At 58.8% G+C, this 13,387-nt stretch carries 16 protein-coding genes; 6 read left to right on the forward strand and 10 right to left on the reverse strand.

Going from position 1 to position 13,387, the window contains the following annotated elements; all coding sequences use genetic code 11:
• The first annotated feature begins 32 nt into the window (after positions 1-32).
• Positions 33-728, forward strand: a complete 696-nt coding sequence (ctrA, locus tag AC13CE_RS14175) for a response regulator transcription factor CtrA (RefSeq protein ID WP_482972771.1) — start codon at positions 33-35, stop codon at positions 726-728.
• Between the two features lie 68 nt (positions 729-796).
• On the opposite strand, the gene AC13CE_RS14180 is transcribed toward ctrA, so the two are convergent.
• Complete coding sequence (locus AC13CE_RS14180; RefSeq protein ID WP_482972772.1) at positions 797-2,008, reverse strand: mechanosensitive ion channel family protein; 1,212 nt, start codon at positions 2,006-2,008, stop codon at positions 797-799.
• Between the two features lie 88 nt (positions 2,009-2,096).
• Between AC13CE_RS14180 and trmB the strand changes: the two genes are divergently transcribed.
• On the forward strand, positions 2,097-2,798 hold the full coding sequence (trmB, locus tag AC13CE_RS14185; RefSeq protein WP_482972773.1) for a tRNA (guanine(46)-N(7))-methyltransferase TrmB: 702 nt from the start codon (positions 2,097-2,099) through the stop codon (positions 2,796-2,798).
• A 127-nt stretch (positions 2,799-2,925) separates the two neighbouring features.
• Positions 2,926-4,119 (forward strand): tyrosine-type recombinase/integrase, encoded by a 1,194-nt coding sequence (locus AC13CE_RS14190; protein ID WP_482972774.1) that lies wholly within the window; start codon positions 2,926-2,928, stop codon positions 4,117-4,119.
• Positions 4,120-4,166: 47 nt separating this feature from the next.
• Here AC13CE_RS14190 and AC13CE_RS14195 read toward each other — a convergent pair whose 3' ends face one another.
• The 5 genes from AC13CE_RS14195 to AC13CE_RS14215 all read right to left on the reverse strand — a co-directional run bounded on the left by AC13CE_RS14195 (position 4,167) and on the right by AC13CE_RS14215 (position 8,635).
• Positions 4,167-4,760: a GntR family transcriptional regulator gene (locus tag AC13CE_RS14195; protein ID WP_482972775.1), complete on the reverse strand. Its 594-nt coding sequence runs from the start codon at positions 4,758-4,760 to the stop codon at positions 4,167-4,169.
• Positions 4,757-5,623, reverse strand: coding sequence for a phytanoyl-CoA dioxygenase family protein (locus AC13CE_RS14200; protein ID WP_482972776.1), 867 nt, complete (start codon positions 5,621-5,623; stop codon positions 4,757-4,759). The genes AC13CE_RS14195 and AC13CE_RS14200 overlap by 4 nt, the downstream gene beginning before the upstream one ends.
• Positions 5,620-6,189: an acyl-homoserine-lactone synthase gene (locus AC13CE_RS14205; RefSeq protein ID WP_482972777.1), complete on the reverse strand. Its 570-nt coding sequence runs from the start codon at positions 6,187-6,189 to the stop codon at positions 5,620-5,622. The genes AC13CE_RS14200 and AC13CE_RS14205 overlap by 4 nt, the downstream gene beginning before the upstream one ends.
• Positions 6,190-6,876: 687 nt before the next feature.
• The gene (locus tag AC13CE_RS14210; RefSeq protein ID WP_482972778.1) at positions 6,877-7,842 is read right to left on the reverse strand and encodes a spermine/spermidine synthase domain-containing protein; all 966 of its coding nucleotides are present in this window, start codon (positions 7,840-7,842) and stop codon (positions 6,877-6,879) included.
• A 301-nt stretch (positions 7,843-8,143) separates the two neighbouring features.
• Entirely contained in the window at positions 8,144-8,635 is a 492-nt protein-coding gene (locus AC13CE_RS14215; protein WP_482972779.1) for a DUF983 domain-containing protein, read from the reverse strand.
• Between the two features lie 419 nt (positions 8,636-9,054).
• On the opposite strand from AC13CE_RS14215, the gene AC13CE_RS14220 reads away from it, so the two are divergent.
• Entirely contained in the window at positions 9,055-9,360 is a 306-nt protein-coding gene (locus tag AC13CE_RS14220) for a helix-turn-helix domain-containing protein (protein WP_482972780.1), read from the forward strand.
• 17 nt (positions 9,361-9,377) lie between these two features.
• Positions 9,378-11,024 (forward strand): SulP family inorganic anion transporter, encoded by a 1,647-nt coding sequence (locus AC13CE_RS14225; protein ID WP_482972781.1) that lies wholly within the window; start codon positions 9,378-9,380, stop codon positions 11,022-11,024.
• A 19-nt stretch (positions 11,025-11,043) separates the two neighbouring features.
• Here the strand turns inward: AC13CE_RS14225 and AC13CE_RS14230 are convergent, their stop codons facing one another.
• The 3 genes from AC13CE_RS14230 to AC13CE_RS14240 form a co-directional block, all read right to left on the reverse strand.
• Complete coding sequence (locus AC13CE_RS14230; RefSeq protein ID WP_482972782.1) at positions 11,044-11,331, reverse strand: DUF167 domain-containing protein; 288 nt, start codon at positions 11,329-11,331, stop codon at positions 11,044-11,046.
• The gene (locus AC13CE_RS14235) at positions 11,331-11,633 is read right to left on the reverse strand and encodes an alkylphosphonate utilization protein (RefSeq protein WP_482972783.1); all 303 of its coding nucleotides are present in this window, start codon (positions 11,631-11,633) and stop codon (positions 11,331-11,333) included. The genes AC13CE_RS14230 and AC13CE_RS14235 overlap by 1 nt, the downstream gene beginning before the upstream one ends.
• A gap of 270 nt (positions 11,634-11,903) precedes the next feature.
• Positions 11,904-12,560 (reverse strand): LuxR family transcriptional regulator, encoded by a 657-nt coding sequence (locus AC13CE_RS14240; protein WP_482972889.1) that lies wholly within the window; start codon positions 12,558-12,560, stop codon positions 11,904-11,906.
• On the opposite strand from AC13CE_RS14240, the gene AC13CE_RS14245 reads away from it, so the two are divergent.
• The gene (locus AC13CE_RS14245; RefSeq protein ID WP_482972893.1) at positions 12,483-12,761 is read left to right on the forward strand and encodes a hypothetical protein; all 279 of its coding nucleotides are present in this window, start codon (positions 12,483-12,485) and stop codon (positions 12,759-12,761) included. The genes AC13CE_RS14240 and AC13CE_RS14245 overlap by 78 nt on opposite strands.
• A 147-nt stretch (positions 12,762-12,908) precedes the next feature.
• Here the strand turns inward: AC13CE_RS14245 and AC13CE_RS14250 are convergent, their stop codons facing one another.
• A complete protein-coding gene (locus AC13CE_RS14250; protein WP_482972784.1) occupies positions 12,909-13,340 on the reverse strand; it encodes a DUF2285 domain-containing protein in 432 nt (143 codons plus the stop codon).
• Positions 13,341-13,387 lie beyond the last annotated feature (47 nt).

Here is a 13,387-nt window from a genome sequence, read left to right on the forward strand (position 1 = left end):
GGCACCGCAATTCAGGGCTAGGGGGACTACCCATGCGTGTACTGCTGATCGAAGACGAGCCGACAACGGCGAAAGCCATCGAGCTCATGCTCACCACCGAAGGCTTCAACGTCTACTCGACCGATCTGGGCGAGGAGGGCCTCGATCTTGGCAAGCTGTATGACTACGACATCATCCTGCTCGATCTGAACCTGCCGGACATGCATGGCTACGACGTGCTCAAGAAGCTGCGCGTGGCCAAGGTACAGACCCCGGTCCTGATCCTTTCCGGCGTTGCCGAGATGGACAGCAAGATCCGCAGCTTCGGGTTCGGCGCCGACGATTACGTCACCAAGCCGTTCCACCGCGAAGAACTGATCGCCCGCATCCACGCCGTGGTGCGCCGCTCGAAGGGCCACAGCCAGTCGATCATCCGCACCGGCAAGCTGGCCGTGAACCTCGATGCGAAGACGGTCGAAGTCGACGGCGCCCGCGTCCACCTCACGGGCAAGGAGTATGCGATGCTGGAGCTGCTCAGCCTGCGCAAGGGCACCACGCTGACCAAGGAAATGTTCCTCAACCACCTTTACGGCGGCATGGACGAGCCCGAACTCAAGATTATCGACGTCTTCATCTGCAAGCTGCGCAAGAAGCTGAGCCACGCATGCGGCGGCGAGAACTACATCGAAACCGTCTGGGGCCGCGGCTATGTGCTGCGCGACCAGGACGACGAGGCGGAAGCCGCCTGATACCCATTTCTCCTTGTACGGACGGCAAGACGCCCGGCAGCTTCGGCTTCCGGGCGTTTTGTTTGACCTCAGCCCTCGCCCAGCCGCGCAAAATCGAGTCCGCTCGGTTGCTGGAAGATGCGCAATCCGAACTCGGGCAGGATGGCGATCAGGTGGTCGAACACATCGGCCTGGATCCCTTCGTATTCGGACCAGGCGACCGTATCGGTGAAACAGTAAATCTCGATCGGCAGGCCTTGCGGCCCGGGCGGCAGCTGGCGCACCATCAGGGTGAACCCTTCATCCGCGATTCGCGGATGGCTCTTCAGATAGGCGATGATGTAGGCCCGCAAGGTCCCGATATTGGTGATCCGGCGGGCATTGATTTCGTCGCAATCGCTCGACAGCTTATGGCGGTTCCACTCGGCGATTTCCTCCTGCTTGCGCGCGAGGTAATCGCCCAGCAGGCGGAAGCGGCGCAGCCCGGCAGCCTCGTTGTCACCGAGGAAGCGGACCGAATTCTGGTCGATCACGAGGCTGCGCTTGATTCGCCGCCCGCCGCTTTCGCTCATGCCGCGCCAGTTGCGATAGCTGTCGGCAATCAGCCGGTGGGTCGGAATGGTGGTAATGGTCTTGTCGAAATTCTGGACCTTCACCGTATGTAGCGCGATATCGATCACATCGCCATCGGCCTCCATGCTCGGCATCTCGATCCAGTCACCCACGCGCAGCATGTCATTGCTGGTCAGCTGGACACTGGCGACGAGGCTGAGGATGGTGTCCTTGAACACCAGCAGCAGGACCGCCGCCATCGCGCCGAGACCGGACAGCAGCAGCAGGGGAGACTGTTCGATAAGCACCGCGATCATAAGAATGGCCGCACCGCAGAAGATCACGATCTTCAGCACCTGCACATAGCTCTTGATCGGGCGGCTGCGCGCCTCTGGCCGCCGCGCATAAAGCTCGTTGGCGTAATTCAGGGCCCAGTTCATCGCCATGGCGACCGAGAAGATGATCGAGGCCCGCACCACATTGACGGTGATCGTCACCACCTCTTCGGGAATATGCGGCACGAGCTGTATGCCGCGCGAGACGATCAGCAGGGGGATCAGCGTGGCGAGCCAGGCTGCCGCGCGGTCGGCCGTGTCGCTGCGCGCATCGAGATAGGGCCTGGCCAGCCGCAGCAGCACGCGCTTGATGAGCCAGTTGGAGAGCAGCGCAAGCAGGACGAGACCGGCCAGCGCGATCAGCGACTGGAGCCAGAGGGCGAGCTGCGAATAATCATCGAGGAGCGTCTGCATGTCGCCGGTGCGCCTAGCGACAACTCCCCGCTCCACTCAACCCCGCGCCTCTGGACAACACGGCAATTGTCGGCATAGGCGCGGCGGCATGTCAGCATTCAAGGAAGGCGATCCGACCACGCTCAACCGGCTATACGGTCGCAGCCAGGGCAAACCCCTTCGCAGCGGCCAGCAGGAACTGGTCGACAAGCTTCTGCCCCAGATCGCCGTGCCGCAAGAAGGCCCGGTCACGTCCGAAACGCTGTTCGGCTTCGACCGCCCGCTTCATTTCGAGATTGGCTTCGGCGGTGGCGAGCATCTGGCCCATCGCGCCGACCTGCTGCCCGATCACGGTTTCATCGGGGCCGAACCCTTCCTCAACGGCGTGGCGCAGGCGCTGGGCCATGTGCGCGACGGCGGGCTGGCGAATGTGCGCATCCATCATGGCGACGCGCTCGAGGCGCTGGCCCTCGTGCCCGATGGAGGCCTCACCATGGTCTACCTGCTCCATCCCGATCCCTGGCCGAAGAACAAGCATGCCAAGCGCCGGATGATGAACGACGGGCCGGTCCGCATGATCGCCGACAAGCTGAAATCCGGCGGCGAATTCCGCTTCGGGACCGACCATCCCGTTTATTTGCGCCATGCGCTGATGGTGATGCGCCGGTTCACTGCAGAATTCGAATGGGTGGTGGAGGACCGACACAGTTGGGAGAACCGACCTTCAGGCTGGTGCGAAACGCGTTACGAACACAAGGCGCGCAACACCTATGGCCACGAGGTCTGGTACTTTCGATTCAGACGTCGCTAATCTACACCATAGTAATAAAAACAACGCTTTAAGCAAATTTTGCTACGCCAGAATTGCCTCCAATTCGCCCCTTTTTCTACTTGCGTGATTACCCGGTGATTGCCAGAAAAAGGCCACGAGGTATTGCATGGCAACCGGAAAAATCAGCAAGCGGACCGTCGATTCATTACCGATCGGACCTAAAGAAAACTATCTGTGGGACACCGATCTCAAAGGCTTCGGCGTCAAGGTTACCGCTGCTGGATCAATAAGTTACATTGTCCAATTTCGAATGGGCGGACGCGAAGCGAAGACGCGTCGTTTCACGATCGGGTCACACGGATCCCCCTGGACACCGACTACTGCACGCTTGGAAGCTGAGCGATTGCTGGTGATTGTTGCGCAGGGCATCGATCCAGTCGACGCCGAAAAACAGCGGAGGCGGGAAGCTGTCGATCTCGCGTTCTCGAATTACGCGGACCTGTTCACGCGCTCTTGCAAGCGCGAAGGTTGGCGCCGCCTCGTTGAGCGGTCCATTCGACTTTACCTCAAGCCCGCCTTTGGGGTGAAGCCGATTACAGCGATCACCAAAGTCGACGTGGTATCAGTCCTCGACCAGATGCCCGTCGAACAAGTTGCAAATCGGCGCAATGTCTTTGCGGTCATGCGGCGCTTGTTCCGTTGGGCCGTTAGCCGGGGCGATCTCGACCGGAGCCCAACAGAGGGGATCGAAACCCCACCACCTGTTAAGCCTCGTGAACGGTGGCTTCGCGACCAAGAGATCCAGTCGATCTGGAATCACGCTCCTCGGTGTCATCCGTGCTTTGGGCCAATTGTGCGGCTCCTTATCACAACGGGCCAGCGCCGCGAGGAAGTCTCAGGGATGCACTGGGAGGAACTCGATCGTGAAGAGAGGATTTGGACGCTGCCTGGTTCTCGAACCAAGAACGGCGAACCGAATTCCATACCACTGAACAGCCTCGCGATCGCTGAACTCGATTGTCGTGCCGGGAGCGACAATTGGCCGACAAGAGGTCGGGTGTTTTCGACATCAACGGGACGAGGGTTTACCGGATATGCCAAAGGCAAGATCGAACTCGATAGCTTGATTGAGCACGAACTCGGAGAGCCTTTACAGCCATGGCGACTGCACGATCTTCGCCGCACGCTTGCGACGAATTTCCAGCGGCTTGGGGTGCGCTTCGAAGTTACGGAGGCGGTCCTTAATCATGTGGGAACGTCTCGCGCCGGTGTAGCCGGCATTTATCAGAGGCACGATTGGAAAGACGAGAAACGCGCGGCGCTTGATGCGTGGAACGCTCATCTGAGCCAGATCCTGTAGCCGGTCTTCCTGCTCGGCCCCGCTCTTTAGGGAGCGAAGAACTGTGGCTAGCCGGAAAGCGCAGCTATCAGTTCCGGGACCCAAACACGGCATTGCCGGTGATACTGGTGCAAGGCGTCGGCGCGGGATCTATTGCCACCTTCGAGGCTGCACTCCAGATCTTCCAACAAGTCCAGGGCATTTGGCAAGATCGTCGTCTCAAGATTCCGCACGACGAAGAGGCGCTCATTTATTCGCTCGACGGAGTTGACAAGGAATCGGTTACCGCCCCCCGCCGCGATTGCCCCCAAAACTCCGCTCATCCGGCCTGCGTAGTCGACAGAATGTGGGGCATCGTCTTCCGCTACTGAACCTTTCCATCCTGTATCTAGCGCATGCTCCAGAAGAGCAAGATTAACGTCGAGAATTTCGCGCAGCTGTTGCTCGCCTAGCGCCGGCACCCGGAAACCTTCACCGGGCGTGAGGTCGACCAGACCCTCACCGACGAGCTGGTTGAGGCTGTCCCTGACCGGGGTCGCGCTCACGCCGAAATCGTCGGCAAGGCGCTTCGTCTCCAGCCTGGTTCCCGTCAACCATCTGCCCTCGACAATGGAGAGTTTCAGTCGGCGATAGGTCGGTTCGAGGACATGCGCAGGGCTCATCGCTCAGCGCGTCGAGCATCGGCAAATTCTCGAATAGCTTCTTGCTGATCGTCCCGCAGCGCATCGGTTGCCTGCGGCAGATCTGGAATGTCATCGCGCAGCAAGATCGACGGGCACTGTCCTTCGTAATTGCCGAGATTTGGTCGGTGCTGGCAGTAGCCAGCCAGTTCAGCAAGTTCGGGTGAAAAGGACCGCGCCACTGCCGGCGGATAAGCGAGCCACAAGTTCTCATATGGCTTCAACCACCCGAGACTGTAACCAATCACCACAGCACGCCGAACCTCGGACGTGGTATTCGGTCCGGCTCCATGAACGGTCGAGCCAAGAAAACAGATCGCATCGCCGGGCCTGCAGTTTGCTATGATTGGTTCGTCGAGATCGCCGAGGTCCGAGATAGTCCTCTTGTGAGTCCCGGGATAAATCCTCGTTGCGCCATTCGCTGCGGTGAATGGAGTAAGCGGCCACATGACATTGAGCAGGTATTCACGGCCTCCCTTGTCTCCGGCCCACATGTCGTGATCGCAATGCGGGAATTGCTCGATTTCGCCGGGATGAATGGCGATTGCCTGCGCGACATTGAGCTGGATGCGTTCGCAAGCAGGCTCGAGAATGCGACGGGCGAGAGCCAGAATGAGCGGCTGCAGGACCAGTTCGGCCGCCTTGGGAGAACGGCGAAGGAGGCTTCCGAACCGCTGTGTCTGATAACCATAGAAGTCCCCTTTCCCCATCGGTGCACGCGCGAACTCTTCGGCAAGGTCAAGGTCGAGTGAGTCAACGGTCTCCAACGCCATCGCGCCGGGTATGATGCAATATCCATCGCGCTCGATAAGCTGGAGCCAACCGTTTTCTTCCGAGTGGCTCACGACGCAAACTCCTGCTCGACTCTGATTGCGCTGAACGCGCCCGCACGATAGATGCCGCCCCGTTTCAGATCTGCAGGAGTGTTGGCATCGATATCGATGCGAAGGGCGACAAGGTCTTCGCCATTGACCCGGCAGACGTCTCCGAGGCTGGAACATCTCCACCCGAAACTGGCGATCTGATTGAACCACGCCTGGTTCGCCACGGCAGTGTATCCGGCCAGTTCACGGGCAATCGCATAGTCGGCGAGCGCTGTGACCAGTTCGTTCCGGACGCTTCTCCGTTCTTCCCGACCAAGGGTGGGTTCGATGCAGAAGCGGGTTATCTCGCGATAGGCATAGCTAGCCGGTAGTGGACCATCACAGAGGAACGGAAAGAGATCGCGCAGGATGTGCGGTCGGTCGGTTCGCAAGATGCGAGCCGAGGCGCGATGGTTCGCGTTGTCATCGGAAAGAATGAGGTAGGTCGCATCACTGGTATCGAACTGGTCGATTTCATAGGCCCCCTCGAGGACGGGCACATCCCACTTGAGAAGGTCGACGAAAACACGCCTTCGCGCTTCGAACATTGATCGAAGTGCGAGATCATTTGGACATGCTCGCAAAGGAGGCGCGGAGGCTCGCATATGATTTCACCTGACAACCGAAGGACAGGCGGCATCTCAACAAGAATCACGCTTTCCGGTATCCCAAGAACTGGGGACGTCACCAAGCCGAAAGGCGGCATGGGGGGCATTCGTGCAACCAGTCAGGTCAGTTTAGCATCGCCGAAGCATGCAGCAGCTTAAGTCGCGATATTCCGAGAAGCTGCTGACAGAAATTGCATCAAAATTTGCCTGAAACACCAATCTGGTAGCCAGGACAGTCTGTTAAGCTACTACGACCGCTTTGCGCCCTCATTCAAGACATTTAGCTTTTTGATTGGAAACCCTGAAAGCGGACATTCAGCTTCAAGATTGACTGAACCTCATATTGAAATCGCGCGCGGAGCCTTTTGACGTTTTGAGGGATTTGCAAGAGGCAGAGACTCCAAACATCCTAGCCGCATGGGACGTCGACGCGGGACTGGCTTGCGAGTTTCGCCTCCAGCGGGTGGTGGTCCTATTTCAGTATCTAGCCTTCCCCATCCGCGCCATCGGTTTCAGATCGAGCACTTCTTGGCTTCGGCCTTTTCGCTTCGAGACGGCCTTGTGCACGGTTTCCGGCTACCGCGACCGCGATGAACAACCCCGTCAGCACAATGGAAACGACAATTATCATGACCAGCATCGTTGGCTTCCCAGACTTGAAGGTTCCGTTTCACCAGCAACCCGATTGACCAAATGCCCGGGCTGAAGCTGCATGTTTTCTACCAAAGCCGCCATCGGCAATGGGTGGCGGCTCTCAAGCAGGTTGGCCATATCGCGCAGCTGCCTGCGACCAAATTGCTGGCAACCTCCAGGGAAGGCGAAGACTACCAGATTCATGCCTGCCTCGACAGGTAAAGTGATGATTTGATCAAAGCTTTCACGCAAATTGCGCAATGCCGACTGGTTCTGGCCGCGCGGGTCGCATAGATTTGCCACGAGAATACCGCCGGGATTGAGGCGCGCGCGGCACGCCGAGAAGAATTCTGCCGAGTTCAGCTGGTGAACCTCTTCCTCATTATTGAAATCGTCGATCAGAAGGATGTCCGTGGTTCTTTTATCCCGAGCCACGAATTCGTGGCCGTCGGCCAAGACCAGTTCGAGCCTGCTACTGTCGGCCGGGATGCAGAACTGGTCTGCCATGGCCAGCACGTCTTCATCGATTTCGACCGCGCGGATGTGGGTCGAAGGCAGGTAAGCGTGGCAGTATTTCGCTAGCGAACCGCCGCCCAGACCGATGATCTCGATCGTGCATGGAGACCCGTTGAAAAGCAGGAAGCCCATCATCGCCTGCGTATACTCGAGCAACAAGCGGTTCGGCTCTGTGATGCTCATAGCGCTCTGGACGTAGCCCCAGTTTGCAAGAAGGCTGCGGATGTCACCGAAGTCGAAGATGAAAGCGCCATGCTGTTGACCGCCATCATGACAAGGCTCCGCCGCGCCGGGGCCAAACCGCTCATTCCAGCGCACCTCGCGATCAATAGCATAAATGTGATCGAGGAATTCTTCGATAGCGAGCGTGTGCGGCGCATCGTCAGCCAGTGTCGCCGATGAGTAAATTTCCCGGATCGGCGTGAGCGCTACGTGCTCGCTCATCTCCCGGACCTGGTCTCGAAAGTGCGAGCGCGTTCATACATGTCCCGCCATGCTGCTGCCGCCCGCAACGAGCGTTCTTTTACGCGCGGCAGCGAGGCCTGGGTAGCTTCATCAAGACACGTTCGCATGCGTCCGAAGTAGAAATCGCTCTTTCGTGCAGGCAGCTTGGGATGCTGTTCATGGTTCATAATATCGTCGGCCCGGTTCGGAGGGTTCATGGCTGGAGGAGATGAGGCGCCATCAATGATGGCCAGGCCGGAACAGTGTCCGGTATTCGAAGGTGTGCCAGATCACGACGCGATCAGGGATCGCCCTCGCCTGATGTCGGATCCGGCCGTTCCTGCGTAAAGCCGTGCATCCCGAACCACCATTGCAGCGCGATGATGGCCCCTTTTGCGGGTTGGATAAGGCCTACGGTCAGGATGAGGGTCAGGGGCACGATAATCGAAACCAGACCCAGTGTTGACAGGCCCTCGACGTTGGTCAGACCAATAATGACCGGGGCCATTAAATGTCCGGTTACGAATATCGAAACATAGGCCGGGAAGTCATCGGCCTGCTGATGTGTCCAATCCTGATCGCATCGCGCACACCTTGCCACTGGCTTGAGGAACCGGGCAAAAAGCCGCGCTTCACCGCAGCGAGGACAGCGGCCAAGCAACCCTCTCAAAAGGGCAGCCCAACCCGTAGGCGGCAATTCGATCGCGCCGGAATGCTTCTCCAACACCTTCGGTTTTGTAACTTTTCGGCCGCTGTGGGCACGATCAACCATCGTCTCGAGGAAATTAGGCATCGTGCCGCAGCTCGCCCGAGGCCTGCAGCAATTTGTATGCCACGACATATTGGCTTTCGCTCGTCATGAGATAGAGTCCCGTGTCGGCTGCGCCATTGCCGAGCACCTTCCGTTTCCCTGGTTAATTACCCCGAGAATTTCCGACATGAGGCGCGCGGCTTCGGCCGGAGCCAATTCAGCCTCGCAAAGCGAACCATCTTCGTGGTGAAATGTCACAACAACCCGAAAATCGCGGGGCTCGCGCGGAATTATACGCAAGTGCGCATTCACGCCGCTTACGCTTGGGCGCTTTGTCGTCGCGCAGACAATGGGCTTCGATCCCGGACTCATTGCATCTTTGGACTGCATAATATCTATATACAGCCTATATTTAGATTGTTAAGACTGCATTTTGATGTATTAAACATCACGGAGCTTGTATGATCACGTCGCAGCAGATGAGAGCGGCGCGCGCCCTGCTCGGACTTGACCAACGCCAGCTGGCGCAGATGGCTGGGCTCTCCTTGCCCACGATCCAGCGCATGGAATCGTCCGATGGCCAGGTTCGCGGCGTCGTCGACACACTGGTCAAGGTCATCACGGCCCTCGAAGGAGCCGGCATCGAGCTGATTGGCGAAAACGCGCCGAGCACGGGCAGCGGCAGAGGGGTTCGACTGGCCGAAAAAACCTCCAGCAAGTCGAGCGGCAAGGGTCATTCGATCCTGTATGACAAAGCGGACAGCTAAGGATCAGCGCGGCGGGTATGAATAGCTACACTCCAAAACTCATTACCGTTTTTCGCGAAGGATACTCGCTCGGCACCTTGAGGGCCGACTCCATCGCTGGACTCACTGTGGCCATCGTCGCGCTGCCACTCGCCATGGCGCTTGGCATCGCTAGCGGCGCTTCGCCAGACAAGGGCCTCGTCACTGCCGTGGTCGCCGGTTTCCTGATTTCTGCGCTGGGGGGTTCAAGGGTCCAGGTGGGCGGGCCTACAGGCGCTTTCGTGGTCGTCATCTTCAATGTCATTGCCCAGCATGGGTTTGACGGACTGCTGATTGCGACCTTCCTTGCCGGTTTCATTCTCATCGCGGCAGGCGTGCTTCGCTTCGGACAGATGATCAAGTTCATTCCCCACCCGGTCGTTACCGGGTTCACCGCTGGCATTGCAGTCATCATAGCGTCCAGCCAGGTGAAGGATTTCCTGGGGCTGGCGATCGCCGAAGTACCGGCCGAATTCGTCCCCAAGTGGCAAGCCTATTGGGACGCGATGGCGAGCACGAGCTGGGCCACGCTGGGCGTCGGGGCAGGCTCGCTGGCTATCATCATCCTGCTGCGCAAATTTGCACCGAAGCTACCGGCGTTCCTGATCGCGGTGCTTGTCAGTTCGATAGCGGTGCTTGTTCTCAAGCTGCCGGTCGATACCGTCGGTTCGCGTTTTCCCGACATTCCGGCGGGCCTGCCGATGCCATCACTCCCGGAAATCTCCCTCGCCAAAATCAATGCGGTCCTGCCATCGGCATTCACCATCGCCTTTCTGGCTGGAATAGAGGCCTTGCTCTCTGCGGTCGTGGCCGATGGCATGATCGGCACGCGGCATCGCTCCAATCAGGAATTGATCGGCCAAGGTGTGGCAAATCTCGGCTCCGCCATATTCGGCGGCCTGCCTGCCACGGGCGCCATTGCCCGCACGGCAACCAATATCCGGTCGGGTGCGCAGACACCGGTCGCGGGCATCCTGCACGCGGTATTCCTCTTGCTGTTCGTTCTTTTCGCAACCGATCTCATGGCCTTTGTGCCGATGGCAGCGCTTGCCGCCATCCTGTTCATGGTTGCCTGGGGGATGAGCGAATACGAGCGTTTCCTGGCGCTGCTGCGCATGCCCAACAGCGACCGCGCTGTATTGCTGCTGACGTTCGGGCTGACGGTGCTGGTAGACCTGACGGTGGCAATCGGCGTGGGCGTTACCGTTGCCTCACTGCTGTTCATGGCGCGCATGGCGGAGTCGGTCGAAATCGATGCGAGCAGAAGGCAGGACATCGACCGCGATTCCGAAGATCTCGATCAACGCGATGCGCTGCCCGATGGCGTCGAGGTATTCCGCATTACCGGGCCGTTCTTCTTTGGAGTGGCCGGCGAGCTGCTCAATACGCTGCGCCGTGTCGGACAATCCCCCAACGTCATCATTCTGCGCATGCGGCTGGTGCCGTTGCTCGACGCCAGCGGTTTGCAGGCCCTGGAGGAATTCATCAAGCAGGCGGAAATCTCCGGAGCGAAAGTGATCCTGTCCGGGGTCCAGTCGCAGCCGCGATCCATGCTCGAACGAGCCGAGCTCGGCGCGGATTCGAGCAGAATCCGATATGCTCCCGACTTTGCGCAGGCGCAGGATATGGCGCTAAGTCTGGTTTAATGGTCGGGGTCTAGTCGGCTCAAGGCTTCAGGCGGATTACCTTGTTGCGTCCGGTCGCGCCGCGCAGCAGTTCGAGCGACGACCGGGGCGGACCAAGTGCCTTGGCGAGCATTCGCATGACCGCGTCATTCGCCTTGCCGTCTTCAGGCGGCGCGGTGATCCTGATGGCAAGCGGGCCGCTATCAGAAGGAAGCACGATCGCGTCGGCAGAGGCTCCCGGCGTAACACGCACCTCCAGCCTTCCTGCCTGATCGGCCAGCTTCAATATCGAAGCTGCAGAAGGCTGCGCCGGGCGAGGCCTTGCCATCAGCGCTTGCGGACGAATTCGGCGCGCAGGACGAGCCCCTTGATGCCTTCATAGCGGCAGTCGATTTCCTGCGGGTCGTCGGTCAGCTGGATCGACTTGATCAGCGCTCCGCGTTTCAGCGTTTGCCCGGCACCCTTCACGGTCAGGTCCTTGATCAGCGTTACCTGATCGCCATCCGCGAGAAGATTGCCCACGGCATCGCGAACCTCGATCTGGTCAGCCTGCTGCCTCTTGCGCTCCAGCTCACTTGCTGGAAGCCATTCGCCACTATCCTCGTCGTAGACATATTCATCGTCAGTCATGCGTAATCCCATTATCTGTGTCTGAATGCATCCATACGTAATGGACTGAGGTAAAGCCAATCAACACAGATATGCTAACGTTGCCCTTGCATCGTCCAAACGGCCGCTTCCCACCGAGCAGAGGCTAGGAGCAGACTGACTGCAAACGGCCCCAATTTCGTCATTCGAGAAAGAGTTCGCATTCAAGGTATCAAGCGACAGACAGAGTCCGCATGATCTCTTCTTTACGTGACGGATGATACCCGCCGCCTCGGTCATATCTGCTGGCACTCAGCCATCCCTCCAGAGAAAGATATCCGAAAATCCGATTAGGCCGTCGAACAGCGCCGACACGATCAGGGACTGCTTGCAATGCACCTGATAGCGTTCGCGCGCCATTTTCAGGTGCTGGATCACTGTCTCGGTTCCGATGCCCAGTATAATTGCTGTCTCCGCGGCAGTCTTGCCGCGGGCGACCCAGAGTACACATTCGCGCTGGCGGTCGGTCAACATCGGAGGCGTCCGTTCGGAACCTTCTCCGCCAAGGCCTAATGCACAACTGAGCGCAAGCGCGCCGATTGCTTCAGCGAGCGACAGCAGTTCGACCGGTAGCGAACGGTCAGGACCCACGGCGAAGGTGCAGTCTCCCTGCGCCAGGCCGGGAAGATGACGCGGCACGGTGAACCCGTCGCCGATCCCACATTCCCGCCCGACCCGAAGCATTTGTCGGTCGCCTCTGGTGAGCGGGATCAGGTCATCGAGCGATTCCCAAGCGAAACCGATGAAGGTCTTGTCGCACGCTCGGCGCACGGGATCTTGGCCCGCGAGTTCGAAGCCGACATAGACCTTTGCCCATTCTTCCGGATAGTCATGCAACAGGATACCTGGTGGGGCCCCGGCTTGCGTCCGGAATTCCAGGTTCAGCGCGAAATGATCGAAGCCAAGTATGCGGGAATACTTCCTGAGTGCCTCGTTGAGTCCTGTGGTGGATTCAACATCGATGAGTTCAGTGGCGAATTCCTCAGCAAGATACGCATACATGGCCGTGACCGTTCGATTGGTCCGGCGCCAGCCAACACGCCGCAACCAAATCGCCTGCTGGTGGCCGGTTTGGGCGGCTTCAATCCGCCTGACCGGCATTTTCATTAGCGACCCCAGGGGTTCGATTTATCGAAACGTGACAACTCAAGTCATTCACACTTCAGTATAAAGACCATAGCGCCGAGAATAATTTTGAAAAGTCTGGGCAATCACTTGTGTGCCCCGGCATTGGAGGGAGCGCCGGAAAGTCTTTTCTCATTTCTCGCGGAACCGCCCCATCAAAAGTTGCCGGTAACCGCCGTCAGCAAAGTAGCGCGCGTCGGAGAGGAGCCGCTGAATTCGGCGGCGGAGAGACGAGGACTTCCATTCGACGGCCCGGTACTGACCGCTGTCGCCAAAGCCGAGTGCTGCTGCAAGATCGCGCATTGTGGGCACCGGATCGGATGTGCTTCCTGCAAGGTCCAGGACCTGCAGCATGAGGTCGAGCCGATGCCGTTGGTAGATAGTTGGAAGGAGGCCTGTTGCAGGCGGCAATTGTCCGGCCTTCGCCTGCCAGCCATGAAACGACGAAATGGCCTCCAGCCGAATCTGCAGGCACCGATCGCCAGGAACAAGATAGCCCGGCTGGCCCGTAGTTTTCGCCTCTAATAAGATCATCCGGTGACGGGAGGCCGTTCCGTCCAGCACCACATGGCGACCCTCTCTACCGTGGTGATCGGCAACCACTTTGCAGG

Source organism: Qipengyuania sp. B-5, assembly GCF_056857815.1.

Excerpts from the sequence above, each read along its gene's own strand:
- AC13CE_RS14245 (WP_482972893.1), top strand. The coding sequence starts at position 12,483 with ATGCAACAGGATACCTGGTGGGGCCCCGGCTTGCGTCCGGAATTCCAG.
- AC13CE_RS14235 (WP_482972783.1), bottom strand. The coding sequence starts at position 11,633 with ATGACTGACGATGAATATGTCTACGACGAGGATAGTGGCGAATGGCTT.
- AC13CE_RS14230 (WP_482972782.1), bottom strand. The coding sequence starts at position 11,331 with ATGGCAAGGCCTCGCCCGGCGCAGCCTTCTGCAGCTTCGATATTGAAG.
- AC13CE_RS14205 (WP_482972777.1), bottom strand. The coding sequence starts at position 6,189 with ATGTTCGAAGCGCGAAGGCGTGTTTTCGTCGACCTTCTCAAGTGGGAT.
- AC13CE_RS14215 (WP_482972779.1), bottom strand. The coding sequence starts at position 8,635 with ATGCCTAATTTCCTCGAGACGATGGTTGATCGTGCCCACAGCGGCCGA.
- AC13CE_RS14210 (WP_482972778.1), bottom strand. The coding sequence starts at position 7,842 with ATGAGCGAGCACGTAGCGCTCACGCCGATCCGGGAAATTTACTCATCG.
- AC13CE_RS14180 (WP_482972772.1), bottom strand. The coding sequence starts at position 2,008 with ATGCAGACGCTCCTCGATGATTATTCGCAGCTCGCCCTCTGGCTCCAG.
- trmB (WP_482972773.1), top strand. The coding sequence starts at position 2,097 with ATGTCAGCATTCAAGGAAGGCGATCCGACCACGCTCAACCGGCTATAC.
- AC13CE_RS14220 (WP_482972780.1), top strand. The coding sequence starts at position 9,055 with ATGATCACGTCGCAGCAGATGAGAGCGGCGCGCGCCCTGCTCGGACTT.
- AC13CE_RS14190 (WP_482972774.1), top strand. The coding sequence starts at position 2,926 with ATGGCAACCGGAAAAATCAGCAAGCGGACCGTCGATTCATTACCGATC.
- ctrA (WP_482972771.1), top strand. The coding sequence starts at position 33 with ATGCGTGTACTGCTGATCGAAGACGAGCCGACAACGGCGAAAGCCATC.
- AC13CE_RS14195 (WP_482972775.1), bottom strand. The coding sequence starts at position 4,760 with ATGAGCCCTGCGCATGTCCTCGAACCGACCTATCGCCGACTGAAACTC.
- AC13CE_RS14225 (WP_482972781.1), top strand. The coding sequence starts at position 9,378 with ATGAATAGCTACACTCCAAAACTCATTACCGTTTTTCGCGAAGGATAC.